This is a genomic window from Cyclobacterium sp. 10D3-21, from assembly GCF_055809755.1.
The window spans coordinates 4,072,309-4,087,230 of sequence record NZ_CM147924.1; the positions used below are offsets into that span (position 1 = coordinate 4,072,309).

8 protein-coding genes are annotated in these 14,922 nt (G+C 39.5%); all 8 read left to right on the forward strand.

Annotated elements, in window-relative coordinates; all coding sequences use genetic code 11:
- Positions 1–124 precede the first annotated feature (124 nt).
- The 8 genes from AC0L7T_RS16105 to AC0L7T_RS16140 all read left to right on the forward strand — a co-directional run bounded on the left by AC0L7T_RS16105 (position 125) and on the right by AC0L7T_RS16140 (position 14,834).
- Complete coding sequence (locus AC0L7T_RS16105) at positions 125–3,616, forward strand: SusC/RagA family TonB-linked outer membrane protein (protein WP_473336526.1); 3,492 nt, start codon at positions 125–127, stop codon at positions 3,614–3,616.
- Between the two features lie 11 nt (positions 3,617–3,627).
- On the forward strand, positions 3,628–5,403 hold the full coding sequence (locus AC0L7T_RS16110) for a SusD/RagB family nutrient-binding outer membrane lipoprotein (protein WP_473336527.1): 1,776 nt from the start codon (positions 3,628–3,630) through the stop codon (positions 5,401–5,403).
- A gap of 165 nt (positions 5,404–5,568) precedes the next feature.
- Entirely contained in the window at positions 5,569–5,775 is a 207-nt protein-coding gene (locus AC0L7T_RS16115; protein ID WP_473336529.1) for a hypothetical protein, read from the forward strand.
- A 273-nt stretch (positions 5,776–6,048) separates the two neighbouring features.
- A complete protein-coding gene (locus tag AC0L7T_RS16120) occupies positions 6,049–7,632 on the forward strand; it encodes a sulfatase family protein (protein WP_473336531.1) in 1,584 nt (527 codons plus the stop codon).
- A gap of 469 nt (positions 7,633–8,101) precedes the next feature.
- Positions 8,102–9,976, forward strand: a complete 1,875-nt coding sequence (locus tag AC0L7T_RS16125; RefSeq protein WP_473336533.1) for a 3-keto-alpha-glucoside-1,2-lyase-like domain-containing protein — start codon at positions 8,102–8,104, stop codon at positions 9,974–9,976.
- A gap of 23 nt (positions 9,977–9,999) precedes the next feature.
- Positions 10,000–12,141: a plastocyanin/azurin family copper-binding protein gene (locus AC0L7T_RS16130; protein ID WP_473336535.1), complete on the forward strand. Its 2,142-nt coding sequence runs from the start codon at positions 10,000–10,002 to the stop codon at positions 12,139–12,141.
- A 246-nt stretch (positions 12,142–12,387) separates the two neighbouring features.
- Positions 12,388–14,022: an MGH1-like glycoside hydrolase domain-containing protein gene (locus AC0L7T_RS16135; RefSeq protein ID WP_473336537.1), complete on the forward strand. Its 1,635-nt coding sequence runs from the start codon at positions 12,388–12,390 to the stop codon at positions 14,020–14,022.
- A 236-nt stretch (positions 14,023–14,258) separates the two neighbouring features.
- Positions 14,259–14,834, forward strand: coding sequence for a Crp/Fnr family transcriptional regulator (locus AC0L7T_RS16140; protein WP_473336539.1), 576 nt, complete (start codon positions 14,259–14,261; stop codon positions 14,832–14,834).
- Positions 14,835–14,922: the final 88 nt, after the last annotated feature.

Here is a 14,922-nt window from a genome sequence, read left to right on the forward strand (position 1 = left end):
ATCAACAAAAGTTGTAAGTCATTATTTAGCAAAACAATAAGGATATATTTTTATGATTTAAAGCATTAAATATAGCATATTTTGTATATATTAATAAAAAATTAATCATGTAAACTTTAATTTTATGAAATCACTTTATACAAAATTAAAGACCTTTTTAACACGATCCTCAATCAGTCTTATTTTAATGAGTATTATGTCATTGGGTCCTTTAACAGGAGAAGCAAATGCATATCTTCGAATTGAATCTGAAATGTCCTTTCAGGATGTAAAAACAATATCGGGGGTAGTTACCGATGAAAATGGAAATGGATTACCTGGGGTAAGTATCCTTATTGAAGGAACTTCCAATGGGACCATCACAGAATTAAATGGTTCGTATAAAATTAATGTGGATAACAATGCTGATGTCTTAATATTTACATTTCTCGGTTATGTAAAACAAGAAATTTCCGTATTGAATAAATCCGTCATAAATGTTACAATGGAACCTGATATCAAATCTCTTGAAGGGGTTGTTGTAACAGCAATGGGTATTGAAAGAGAAGACAAAACCATTGGCTATGCAGTTTCTACCATAAAGGGAGAGGATTTGGCACAGGCCACCTTGGTAAATCCAGTTAGTACTTTGCAGGGTAAAACTGCAGGAGTACAAATAAGCACAACCTCAGGCGGAACCTTTGGTGGATCGAGAATTACTATAAGAGGGAATTCAACTTTCGGCCAAAATACACAACCGATATTTGTTGTCGATAATGTTATCATGGACAATGACGTTAGTGGAACGGGTGGGGCCGATTGGGGCAATCAATTGAAAAACCTCAATCCTGATGATTTTGAATCTGTCACTATACTGAAAGGTGCAGCCGCTTCTGCATTGTATGGTTCAAGAGCAATTAATGGCGTTGTTATCATTACAACAAAATCAGGCAAAAAAAAGAGAGGCATTGGCGTAAGTTTTAATCAAACAATAGGTACTCGTTTTATTTCAGATCAAGTTGATTTTCAGGATCAATATGGTCAGGGGCAAACAGCCGGCTGGTTTACCTTTAATACTAACGGGCCAAATACTTATCCCCGGGAAGACAAACACGATACGAGGCAATTTCCTTTTTATGATATTACCACAGACCTGCCTTCACTGCAATACAATCAGTACGAAGAACATGCAGCAAGTTGGGGTCCCAAGTTTGAAGGACAGGAATACATCGATTATGATGGGAGTCGTGCCCAATGGGTAGCACAACCTGATAATTACAAAAAAACTTTTAATACTGGAATCATCAGCAATACTAACATTTCCTTAGATGGCGCTGGAGAAAATAATTCCTTCAGGGTCTCATTTTCTAATTTCACTGAAAAAGGAGTGATCCCAAGGAACAACTTCGATAGGAAGTCATTGAGCGTAAAGGGAACTCAGGAGTTAATTGAAAACCGCCTGACGGTAGGTGCATTGTTCCACTATACGCGATCATTGGCAGAAAACCCAGTCAACCCCGGAGCAAATTCCGATTGGTTCCATACCGGCTTTCCTAGAAATTACGATGTAGATAAATGGAGCAATAATTATAGAGATGTGGACGGTGGTGTCCCCTACCCTACAGGTAACGGAAATTATTACTACACCCATTACAGTGCCAAATGGATGAGCATGAACCACGATTATTCCGGTAGAACGGAAGGTTCACTTGTGGCAAAAGCCAATATCGATTACAAGATAATGGATAACCTGAATTTTTCTGTAGAAGGAAATATTAACCAATTCACATTCTCTACAGAATCCAGAGGTATTGCTACAAGTGCAGACCGGCTTAATGGTAGCTATTCACTAAGTAACGGAGAGAAGTTTCAATCAACTTTTGATGCAAAACTTATGTACGATACTGAATTGAACCCAGATCTTACTTTGAATATAATTGGTGGAGCTAATACTTGGAATACAAAATCAATTGGAACAGGTGTGGGAACGAGTGGCGGTTTTGTTGTAAGGGACTTTCATAATATTTTAAACTCCAGACTAAACCCAAATGTATCAGGTGGAACAAGTTATGAGAAAAGAATTAATTCCTTTTATGGATATGCAACAGCCTCTTTCAAAAACAGCCTATTTTTAAATGTAACTGCCAGAAATGACTGGTCATCAGCCTTAGTTTATCCTGATGGATCAGGTGACCCCTCCTACTTTTATCATTCTGAAAGTTTGTCTTGGGTACTTAGTGATGATTTCACACTTCCTTCAGCCATATCCTCACTAAGGTTGAGAGCATCCTATGCTGAGGTGGGAAATGATACAGATCCATTTAGAATTTCTACCGGATTTGTACCCGCAGGAATAGGGACCAGTAATATCCCCATGTATAGATTTGAAAACTCAACAGCCGTTTCACCCAATATAAGACCTGAAAAAAAGAAATCCATAGAATTGGGCTTCAATGCTTTATTGTTTGAAGGACTGGTAAATTTTGATTTCAATTTTTACAAGGACAATACCATTGATCAAATTATACCTTTGAGTGTACCAAGTGAAAGCGGAATCGGATCAATTCTTTTAAACGGTGGAAATATCCAGAACCAGGGTATTGAAATTCTGGTGGATGTAGCAATAATTGATCGGCAGGATATGTCATGGAACCTGGGTTTTAACTGGACCAGAAACAAGGATAAAATACTCGAACTTGTGCCCGGAGTAACCGAGTTTAATTTATATGGCAATCCATCTGATGCCAATGCTGCAACTGCATCTTATGCTTATGCTGGTGGTGCTTATGGGGATCTTGTAACCCGAAAAGGGTACAAACCTTACCAGGCAACTGATGCTGCAGGCAATAATATTGATCATCCGAACAATGGTATTCCTATTTTGAGTCCCCGAAACGGCTGGTCAATAGCTTATCCTATCGGTATTCAAAACCTTGATTCTCTTCATGTCATGGGGAATATGCAATCAGATTGGTTTGGAGGAGTCAACTCAAATTTTAGATACAAGGGACTAAGTTTAGGTGTACTCTTTGACATCCGTTGGGGAGGTGAAATTTATTCTGCTGATGCCCGTTATGGCCTGCATCAAGGCGTTATTGAGAGTTCATTGCCAAACAGAGATGCTTCTCAAGGAGGGATTGTTTGGACCAGTGAAGGACAGGGTCAGAATTTTTATGGCAAAGAATATGAAGACGGTTATATACCCCACGGAGTGTTTCCGGATGAAACAACAGTCACAAGGGGTCCTGCCGATAACAGAACATCTGTTGATGTAGGTGGAATGACCTACGAAGAAGCTTATAACCAAGGACTGGTTGAGCCTACACATTGGTCAGGCTATGTTTATAGATGGACATCTGCCAGTACAGGGACACCAATAACGGGTGTGTATACGCAAAAATGGGTGGCTTTAAGGGAAGTCTCACTGACTTATCAATTGTCTTCAGAATTGGCTAACAAATTAAAAATGCAAAATGCTGCCATAATATTGACTGCGAGAGATCTCCCATTTATTTACAATTCAATGCCGGACAATATCAACCCTACAATCAGTAATAATTTAGCTGCCAACCCATTACAAATGAATTCGGCTCCATATATTACTTCAATGACTCTAGGTATTAAGGCAAACTTTTAATTTTGAAGAAGATGAAAGAATATAAAAGCATAGTTATAACGCTTCTCACATTGGGGATTTTTGTGGGTTGTACAAACGATTTTCAGGTAATAAATCAAGATCCTAACGTAGCAGTTCCACCAAGTGAATACCTGCTTACTTATGCCATGAAAGAGATGGGGACATACAAAGGTGCTGAGTGGTACCATGAAAACCATCAAACAATGACCTGGGCCCAATACCTTGTTCAGGGTGAATCAAATGCGGGAGGTGTTGACAACCTGCTGGATGGCTCAAGATACGGAACATTTTATGGATCCATTTTAAACCATCTTACTGAATTCAGAAGACAGGTAAGCTTAATGACTGAGGAGGAGCAGGAAATCCGTAAAAAAATGGTGGCTGTGTCTGATATTTTACAGGCTTATTTTGCGCTCAAAATTACGGACCAATATGGGAGAATACCCTATACAGAGGCTAGTCTTGGTAGATCAGAAGGTTTGACCAATCCTGATTATGATACGCAGGAACAGATTTTAAATACGCTGTTGTCTGAACTAGACAACGCTATAAGTGTATTAAATGAAAATCTCGAAGTAGAATTTGATTTCGCTGGTTTAGATTTTTATTATGGAGCAGATTGGGACAAATGGATTAAATGTGCCAATGCTGTGAAGTTAAGAATTGCCACTCGGTTTGAAAGACAGGATGATAGTAAAACCAGATCCATAATTGCCTCGGTTGTATCGGGGGATGGAAGCTTCACAAGTGACGACGATCAGTTTATTTTCGACATTTCTCAAATAGAGGAATGGAGAGGAACTAGCGGCGCTGATTTTGAGTGGAAAGGCACCATGTGGGCCCCAAAACCCACTATTGAGTACATGAAAGAAACCCTTGATCCAAGATTGAGAATCTTTTATCAGGTAAACGGTTACCACGAAGCGACTTTGGATATATATGAAGCTTCAAATACGCCTTTACCTGCTGCAGTAGACACTGAAAACGACACAAAAGTACTTTATACTACTGCTGAAGGGGAGGAAATTTTAGGCTATAGGTTTATAGGTGTCCCTCCATACAGGCAGGATCCAACCATCGGCCAAATGGATTATAATTACGCTGATAATTCCCTTGTTGCAGGAATAAATGCCAATATGATTTCCAAATACCATCAAAGACTTCTTCAGAATGTGGATGCCAATTATGGAGGTCCCAGATTAGACGGGAAATATGTTGACGTTTTTATTTCCTATGCTGAGGTTTGTTTTATGATGTCTGAATTTATATTGAAAGGCTACACAACCGGTAATGCGGAGGAATGGTATGAAAATGGTATAAAAGCTTCTATCAGTACGTATAATATGTTGGGAGAAGTGCAAAATCTTTCCTTGATCGTAGGCAATAAAACCTACAATTACCTACCCGTTAGTAATTCGGAAACCGATAGCTATGTGAACGAATCAAAAGTGGTATTTAACGGAACCAATGACCTTGAAAAGGTATATATTCAAGCATTTTTGAATTTTTACAGGTTACCTGAAGAAGGTTGGGCACTTTCAAAAAGAACAGGGTATCCCCGATTCGGTTCATCAATTCTTGCCAGAACTCCTGTAGATGACAATGAGCTTAAATTCCCCAGAAGGATTCCAACGCCAGAACCTGGAGATTTAAATAGAGAAAAGTGGTTAAGGGCAAATTCCGAACAGGGATTTATAAATCCTCAAGACATTTCTCCAGTCGCGCTCAATGAACAACGTGTCTGGTGGGATAAAAATAATCCTACAATTGGAAGTGGTGGTAACTAAAACAGGCAAAAATCAAGCTACTGTAATAAAGGTTGAAGAGAAAGTCCCTTCAACCTTTATTTTCTAATGCTTTCGTGGGACTGGTATTGCTGCGCTGTCTCAGAAAATTCGATTACTAGAATAAAAAACTAAAGTGTTTAGACAAATTTTGACCAATAACAAGCCATGGGATATCCTACAAAAATTCAGCTTATCAAAAGAACCAAAAGCGAACAACGGTATGTCAATTTTCTTGTAGCAGTGGCTCAGGCAATTGAGTTTCAGCAAGGAGAAATTGTAGAGTGGATCATCGATGACCACCAAAGACTCGTTCTCCTACGTAGTGATAAGGCAGTTGAATGCCTTAAAAAAAAGCTGCCTCCTAAAGCCTAAAAGGTTGTTCATTTCTTTCTTTTCTGATGGGAAGGGCGCTTTCAAGCAACCAAGGACCTGTAAAAGGTCTTTTTGCTTTCTCAATCTTTTTTAGGATGTGTAAGCAAAGTACTATTACGGGCATTATTAAACAATTTAATAACTGCTGACAGCTTACCATTTGTACGAATGCTCGCAAAGATGCTTCCTGGTCAATCACTTTTAAATCAAATAAGTAGGTGTTGAAAAAAACCTTTGCTAAATTAAATGGATTGTATAAAAATTGAAAATTCCATGAAAAAGATTCTCCTAAGCGTTTTCGTTTCAATTTGGCTTTTTACCTCCTGCAAGGATAAGGACAGAGAAACGGAACAGCGGCCCAATATACTTTTTATTATGTCTGATGATCATTCTCAGCGGGCCATTCATGCGTACGGAGAAGGTTTATTGGACAAGGTGTATTTCCCAAATATGGACCGTTTGGCAAAAGAAGGTGCACTCTTTAAGAACAGTTTTGTCACCAATTCTATATGTGCGCCGAGTCGGGCAGTGTTGCTGACGGGAAAATACAGCCATTTAAACGGAAAAGTAGACAATGTTTTACCTTTTGATTGGGACCAAATGAATTATCCCAAACTGCTACAGGCAGCCGGCTATGAAACGGCCCTGATTGGAAAAATTCACTTAGGTGGTAAACCTCAAGGCTATAATTATTCGCTAACACTTCCTGGGCAGGGAAGCTATTACAATCCGGAGTTCATCAAGAATGGGGAAGAAAAATTGACATTCCAGGGGCATTGCGAGGCCTTAATTCCTGAATTTGTGGTGGATTGGTTGGCGAAGGATTGGGACAAAAGCAAACCTTTTGCGATCAACTACCACACCAAAGCGCCTCATCGAGACTGGATGGCAGAAGAAAAATACCTTTCCTATATGGAAGATCAGGAATTTGAATTCCCGAAAAATTTCTTCGATGATTATGAAGGAAGAGGTACAGCTGCCAGAGAGCAGGAAATGGAAATCGTTAACAACATGTATTGGGGCTGGGACATGAAGTTCGAAGAAAATCCTTTGACTGGGGAACCCAATCGTCTCAACGCTCCCTTTGAACGCATGACGGAAGCGCAAATGGCAGCATGGAATGAAGTATATGGCCCAAAAAACGAAGCCTTCCTAAAGGAAAAGCCAACAGGTGAAGCACTCGCAAAGTTTATGTATCACCGGTACCTGAGAGACTATCTAAAAGTTATCAAATCTGTTGACGATGGGATAGGCAAAGTACTAGATTACCTGGAGGAAGAGGGTTTACTGGACAATACCATTGTTGTTTACACCTCTGACCAGGGCTTTTACCTCGGAGAACATGGTTGGTACGACAAACGATTTATGTACGAGCAATCACTCCGTACGCCTTTGCTGGTGCGGTATCCAAAAGAAATTAAAGCTGGGACTGTGGTGGAGAGCATGGTGATGAACCTGGATCATGCTCCTACAATAATGGATTATGCAGGGCTGGAGAAACCCAATGATATGCAGGGTGAATCCTGGCGAGACCTCGTAGCAGGCAAAGACAGTCCCTGGCGTGATGCTATTTATTATCACTACTACGAATACCCTGGTCCTCATAGCGTAAAACGGCATTATGGAGTCCGTACGGACAGGTATAAATTAATCCATTTCTATCATGATATAGATGAATGGGAAATGTACGACCTGAAAACAGACCCTGACGAAATGAATAGTGTCTACAATGATCCTAATCTCAAAGACGTGCAGGACATGTTGCATACCCGATTGGAAGAACTCCGTGTGCAATACGGAGATTCGGATGCATTGAATCAGCAATTTATTGAGCAAAGTTTATCCAAAAACAATTAGACTTGTCCAATGCCTATCAAAAACCATCAATTTCCATTTCACCAAAAGATTCTCATATATGTAGATAGTCATTTTCTGTTATGCAATTGGAGCTGCAAACAAGTGGGAAATGAAAAGCCAAATATTATTTTTATCTTGTAAATGATCAGCCATGTGATGCCCTTTGTTTTGCCTGGATTAGTATCCTTCCTTTACCGATATATAGAAAAATTTGCCAGTGAATGTCTGCTTTGTAAAAACGTATTGGTCGCCACCCTAATCTGTGCCGCCAGGAGTGCTTGCTCAATCACAGAACTGTATAAAAAATCACCTGATTTTACATTTGGCAAAAGACAAATAGTACCAAGATGAAATATAGGAATATTTTCGAAAATGCGACTCCGTAATCCAACACTTGCTTTCGCAGGGAATAATAAAATTAATACCGATATATAAGATTAAGAGGGCTAAAAATAAAAACCATTTTCAAATGGATTATAAAATTGGAAAAACATTATCAATGACAACTTTAAAATACGCTACATTAATTTTGCTTGCAGGTTGTCTCTTTTCTCATGCAGTAAGTGCCCAGCAAGTTCAAAATTTTGTGGAGCTAAAGGATTTTGGCCATCTCCCGAAAAACTGGAAAATGGCGGGTGAGGTGATGACAGACTGGAAGCAAGAAAAATTTCTTTCAACAAGTCCGGGAACAAGTGTGTTGGTTAACGAACCTTCTCAAAAAAACAGGGAACATTTGGTGTCTGGGTTTGAACATGGTGACATTGAACTGGAATTGGAGTTTATGGTGCCAAAAGGCTCCAATTCTGGCGTTTATCTTCAAGGGCGCTATGAGATCCAGATTTTAGATAGTTGGGGTAAAATCAAACCCAATTCCGGAGATGCAGGTGGAATATATCAAAGGTATGATGAAAAAAACAAACTGGGTTACGAAGGGAAACCTCCCCGAACCAATGCGAGTAAGGCGCCTGGATTATGGCAAAACTTAAAAATTGATTTTGAAGCACCCAGGTTTAATGAAGCAGGTGTAAAGGTGAAAAATGCTAAATTTAACCAAGTGTATTTGAATGGCGTTTTGATCCATGAAAATGTGGAGGTAACAGGACCTACCAGATCCGCTTTGTTTGAAGACGAAAAGCCACGTGGTCCAATTATGATCCAGGGGGATCACGGGCCGGTGGCCATCAGAAATGTTTCTTACAAGTTATTTGACAACGAGGTTCCTCAGATCAAAGACCTGAAATTTGCTTACTTCAAAGGTAAGTTCAATTCAACAGAAGAGTTACAGGAAATTACTCCTACCCAGACAGGTCAACTAAATAAAATAACCTGGGACCTGGGCCATGGAATCCTCGATTTTGCTTATGCATATACTGGCAATTTGCAGCTTCCAGAGTCAGGGGATTATACTTTTTCGTTAAGTGCCTTTGGTAAAACAAGCCTTTATCTCAATGGAGAAACAATACTAGAGGACCAGTCTCAATCTTCTGGTAACACTCCAAGAAGCATAACCTTATGGTTAGAAAAGGGCTCAAATCCTTTTAAATTGTTGTTTTATAAAAACAATAACCCAGGAAGGAGACCACAGCTTGGCTTTTTTATTGCAGGACCTGGAATTAAAAATAGTCCATTGCACGACGCAAGCTCCTATATAGAGCCTAATATTCAAAAACCGATTTATGTAGAACCCTCCTCAGAGCCGATGATTATACGAGGTTTTTTTGAGCATGGAGGGAATAAAAAAACGCATACGGTAAGCGTAGGAGAACCGACTGGGCCAAACTATACGTATGATCTTCAGGAAGGTACAATTATAAGTATTTGGAGAGGTGGTTTTTTGGATACCTCACCCATGTGGAGACAACGGGGCCACTCCCAACTGATGATCCCCAATGGCGCATTAATCGAATTGAATGAAGGACCGACAATCGCTAAACTTGAACATGAAAACAGTCCCTGGCCGGATGCTATTAGCAGCGATGGGATCCATATCTTAGGCTATTTTTTAAATAATGATAGACGACCCACATTCAAATATACCCTTGAGCAAATTGAGTTTGAGGATTTCATTGAACCAGAGATGGAGGGCAAATCCCTAAGCCGAACCATTGGCTACAATAATCCTCAAAAAATAGCAGGATTATGGGCTAGGCTTGTTTCAGCAAAGAAAATAATGGATGCTGGCCAAGGAATTTACCATATAAATCAAGGTCAATTTTACATAAAATTGCCTGAGCCCATTCCTTTAAATGCTGTAGTTAGGAATACACCTAACGGACAGGAATTGTTGGTTCCTCTTTCGATAGAAGGTGATAAAAATGAGGTTAAATACAATATTATTTGGTAAATAATAAACCTAGCTATCAGAAAATGAACAAGATCAATTTATTGGAAAATAAGCAAATGAAAACCTATACAAACAGATTATTGATCGTAAACCTTAGAACGGCTCTTTTTCTACCGTCATCTATATTCAATCGACTGGTGGCTTTGGTGTTTTATGGATATGTTTTATTACTGTCTGTTTCATTACACGCTCAGAACAAGACAGATGCAGAAGTTTTAGCTGCGAAAGAAGCGGAATATTACACCATAGTAAATGTCCCAATTCCTGATGGGATTGAACTTGAAGTTGGAGGACTGGCTGTAACTCAAGATGGCAGTTTGGGAGTATCTACACGTAGAGGTGAGGTGTGGGTTATAGAAAATCCATACATGACAGGCACACGTATTCCCAGGTTCAACCGATTTGCATCCGGTTTGCACGAGCCGCTGGGTCTTGCTTATCATAAAGGAAGCTTTTATACCAGCCAAAGGTCAGAACTTACTAAATTGACTGATCAAAATGGAGACGGCCAGGCAGATGCCTACGAGACAATTGTATCCTGGCCCCTGTCAGGTAACTACCATGAGTATTCTTATGGCCCTTTGTTCACTCCCGAAGGTGAAATGCTCGTGACTTTGAATTTAGGCTGGATTGGGCATGGTTCCAGCTTGGCAAAATGGCGTGGTTGGATGATGAAAGTCTCAATGGATGGGGAAATGATTCCCATTGCCACAGGAATGAGGTCTCCTTCAGGTTTTGGGTACAATGCAGAGGGAGATGTGTTTTACGGAGAAAATCAAGGGGACTGGGTTGGTTCAGGCAGAATTACCCATGTAGAACCCGGTGATTTTGTTGGCAATCCGGAAGGCTTGGTTTGGAGTCATCTGGAAGGTTCTCCGGTGAAATTAAAGCCTGAAGACATACCCGATACAGGCTTACCCATGTCACAAGTGGCCGCAGATATTCCGGGATTCAAAACCCCTGCAGTATGGCTACCCCACGGATTGCTGGGTATTTCGACTTCAGATATTCTTGTTGATAAATCCGGTGGGGAATTTGGTCCATTTTCCAACCAACTTTTTGTTGGAGATCAAGGGTTGAGTAAAATTGCAAGGGTATCTCTTGAAAAAATAAATGGTGTTTACCAAGGTGCAGCCTTCCCATTCAGAGAAGGATTCTCTTCTGGCATCTTAAGAATGGTTTGGGGAAATGACGGATCCATGTTTGTAGGAATGACCAGCAGGGGTTGGAGTGCTACTGGAAAGGAACCCTTTGGATTGCAAAGATTGATTTGGACTGGGAAAACTCCATTTGAAATTAAAACAATAAAAGCACAACCCGACGGATTTGAATTGGAATTCACCTTACCCATAGATGAGATGGCTGCCAAAAACTTAGCTTCCTATGAGTTATCCAGTTTCAATTACAAATACCATCACAATTACGGTAGTCCTGTAATCGAATTGGAAGACTTAGTTGTGAAAGGAGCCCTTGTCTCAGCAGATGGACTAAAAATAAGATTAGTAGTGGATGGCCTTAAGCAAGGATATATCCATGAAATAAACGCTGAAGGAATAAAATCCAAAAGGGGTAGTAACTTACTGCATTCCATTGGATATTACACCCTCAATCAAATTCCGGCTGGTGAAAAAGTGAATCTTTCTGAAATAAAGGCATCCCCTACCAACCCTCATACAGCCCATCAAAGTCCAATTGCTCCTGCATCCAATGTCTCACCTGCCAACACGATAGCCGTATCCAAAAAAGATTCAAACAAAAGAATTACTGAAATGCCAGGTACCTGGTCCCAAGGACCTGATCAAAGCATTGTTATTGGTACGAAGCCTGGGTTAAAGTATGATTTAGCGCTTTTTGAAGTTAAAGCAGGCAGCAAGGTTAAAATTACTTTCAATAACAATGATGACATGTTGCATAATCTGGTGTTAGTAAAACCTAACACTGCTGTACAGGTTGGAGAAGAAGCCTTAAAATTGGGATTGCAAGGTTCTCAAAAAAGCTATATTCCCGAATCTGATAATGTGCTTTTTCATACCAACATTCTTTCGCCTGAAAATTCTGAGAGCATCTATTTTGAAGCACCTTCCTTTCCTGGTGAATATACCTACGTTTGTACATTTCCTGGACATTATTACGTCATGCAGGGAATCATGAGGGTAGTGCAATAGTGCATAAACTTTCTTTTCCAGTTAAAAGGATTGGAAACATTGGTAAGTCATGTTACTTGGACTTTTGGAATTTAACTCATGATGCCAATTTATAGAATAACATTAACTTGAAAAGGCCTTTCCATGTATTGATAGGGCTTTTTCCACATTGGAAGAAACTGCTTTTTGACTTATATTGACGCCTCAGCACTTAGTAAAGTAGAACAAGCCAAAGAAAATACTTAAGTGTAGAAAGCGAAATACCATATGAAGAGAATCCCTCTAGTTATAATTCTTGGTTTTTTTATGTCTCAAACAGGCTGCAAAGAACCTGAGCAATTTAAGGTTTTGGAACCCAGTTATTTTCGGGATTATATTGCGCATTTCAATGAAAATGACCGTGAGTTATACAAGCAATTCGTGCCCAATGACGCTGCTTTTGCATTTCTTTCACAGAATATCCCAATTATTGAAATACCCGATAAGGAGATAGAGGAAACCTATTATTTCCGCTGGTGGACTTTTAGAAAACACATCCGGCAATCGGATGATGGCTTTGTTATCACGGAGTTTCTACCCCAGGTGCCATGGTCTGGAAAACACAATACAATAAATTGTCCCGCAGGACATCATATTTACGAAGGAAGGTGGCTTAGGGACCCGATATATATATCTGACTATATAGATTTCTGGCTTAACAAATCCGGTGATGGCATCCGACAATATTCCTTTTGGGTAGCTGATGCAATACTCGCTTATCAAAAAGTTCATAGAAATGATTCAATAATGGCCCGTCAATTGGATTTGTTGGTAAACAATTATAAGAAATGGGAAAGGACAAGGTTAGACAGCAATAAAACCCTTTTTTGGCAATTGGATGGCCTGGAGGGTATGGAGGTTTCTGTAAGTGGAAGAATCCTCAACGATGGAATACCCATTGGAGGAATGGAAGCCATCAGGCCTAGCATGAACAGTTATATGTATGGTGATGCGAAAGCTATTGGTGCAATGGCCAAACTCACCAACAAGCAATCCTTGGCCCAGAAGTTTGATAAAAAAGCGCAATTGATAAAGCAGGAAGTACAGCAACGTTTGTGGAACGAGGAACTTGACTTTTTCACAGTACTTCCAAGAGCTTATTCCGAAACAAGTAAACCCATAAACGTAAGGGAGCTTATTGGCTATACTCCATGGTACTTTAATTTACCTGATGACCAGGCCAACTTTTCAAAGGCCTGGGACAAGGTTATGGACACTACGGGCTTTTATGCACCCTATGGTTTGACTGTTTGCGAGCGTTCCCACCCATTTTTCGAAATAAACTATACCGGACATGAATGCCAATGGAACGGTCCTTCTTGGCCTTTCGCCACCACACAAACGCTCAAAGGGCTATCCAACCTGCTGAATAATTATTCGCATAGGGGAAATGTTTCGAAAGAAGATTACTATCAGCTATTGTTGCAATATGCCAAAAGCCATGTTATCGTTGATGAAAATGGAAAGCAACAAAAATGGATTGATGAAAACTTAAATCCGTTTACTGGAGATTGGATATCAAGAACCCGACTCAAAACCTGGGAAAATGGAACCTGGTCTAAAGCAAAAGGAGGCGAAGAAAGAGGAAAAGAGTATAACCATTCTGGATTTTGTGATTTGGTCATCGCAGATCTATTGGGCCTTAAATTGGGAATTGACAATACGATTGTAGTAAATCCCCTGATTCCTGAAACCTGGGATTGGTTTTGTTTGGACAAGGTTAAATACAGAGGCAGGGAACTTACCGTGATTTGGGATAGGACAGGTGAGAAATACCTAAAAGGAAAAGGGCTGATGCTTTTTATTGATGGTGAATTAAAAGCAAAAGCTGAGCAATTGGATCAGCTCAGGTATTTATTGTGATCGTAAAAAAAAGTCAAGTCCTAGAACCAAAATTAGCTGTAAATTCAACAAGGAATGACAATTTTTAATTGTTTCCATCCTATTATAGATAGCATATGCTGCAATCAAACTACATTATATTCCAAATAAGGCTCATAAAGCTATTGGAATATTTAATACTAATTTCAGATTAATAAAATCAGAGAAAATTTACCCCTATCATTTGCCTATTTTATTTTACCAACACCTTGAAATAAATGCAAAAATTAATTGACTATATCAACACTTTATCACCCATTACTGCGCATACAGTAAAGGAAGTAGAGGCATTATTTACCTTTAGGCAAATAGCAAAGAATGATATTTTCATTGATGCAGGTGTTATAGCAAAAAAAATAGGCTTTCTGGAAGAGGGAGTTATCAGGGCTTATTTTAGAAATAAAAAAGGAAAAGAATACAACAAACACTTTTTCAAGGCTCCTTGTTTTATTGGAGGTTATTCGTCCTTGGTAACTGAAAAACCCAATCAAATCATCCAACAAGCATTGACCGATTGCAAGATAAGGGAGGCCAATTCTTCAAAGCTAATAGGGCTTTATGACAAGCACCAGGATTTAGAACGCATGGCCAGAATCCTTTCCGAACGCTATTTTGTTCAAAAAGAGCAACGGGAAGTAGAAATTGTTCTTTTAAACGCCAGCGAGCGGTACCTGATTTTCAAAAAAGAATTTCCTGACCTCGAACAAATCATCCCTCAATACCATATTGCCTCCTATTTAGGGATAACTCCAACTCAACTTAGTCGCATCAGGCAAAGGTTATCAAAAGAATAATTTCTTTACCTATGTAAATGCACAGCATAAAAAATGGTTTGAACTTGCCAAAACTATTTTATTTATGAATTTAACCCGGATTGTGTAA

Coding starts and splice junctions, on each gene's coding strand:
- AC0L7T_RS16105 (WP_473336526.1), top strand. CDS start 125: ATGAAATCACTTTATACAAAATTAAAGACCTTTTTAACACGATCCTCA.
- AC0L7T_RS16110 (WP_473336527.1), top strand. CDS start 3,628: ATGAAAGAATATAAAAGCATAGTTATAACGCTTCTCACATTGGGGATT.
- AC0L7T_RS16125 (WP_473336533.1), top strand. CDS start 8,102: ATGGATTATAAAATTGGAAAAACATTATCAATGACAACTTTAAAATAC.
- AC0L7T_RS16130 (WP_473336535.1), top strand. CDS start 10,000: ATGAACAAGATCAATTTATTGGAAAATAAGCAAATGAAAACCTATACA.
- AC0L7T_RS16120 (WP_473336531.1), top strand. CDS start 6,049: ATGAAAAAGATTCTCCTAAGCGTTTTCGTTTCAATTTGGCTTTTTACC.
- AC0L7T_RS16115 (WP_473336529.1), top strand. CDS start 5,569: ATGGGATATCCTACAAAAATTCAGCTTATCAAAAGAACCAAAAGCGAA.
- AC0L7T_RS16140 (WP_473336539.1), top strand. CDS start 14,259: ATGCAAAAATTAATTGACTATATCAACACTTTATCACCCATTACTGCG.
- AC0L7T_RS16135 (WP_473336537.1), top strand. CDS start 12,388: ATGAAGAGAATCCCTCTAGTTATAATTCTTGGTTTTTTTATGTCTCAA.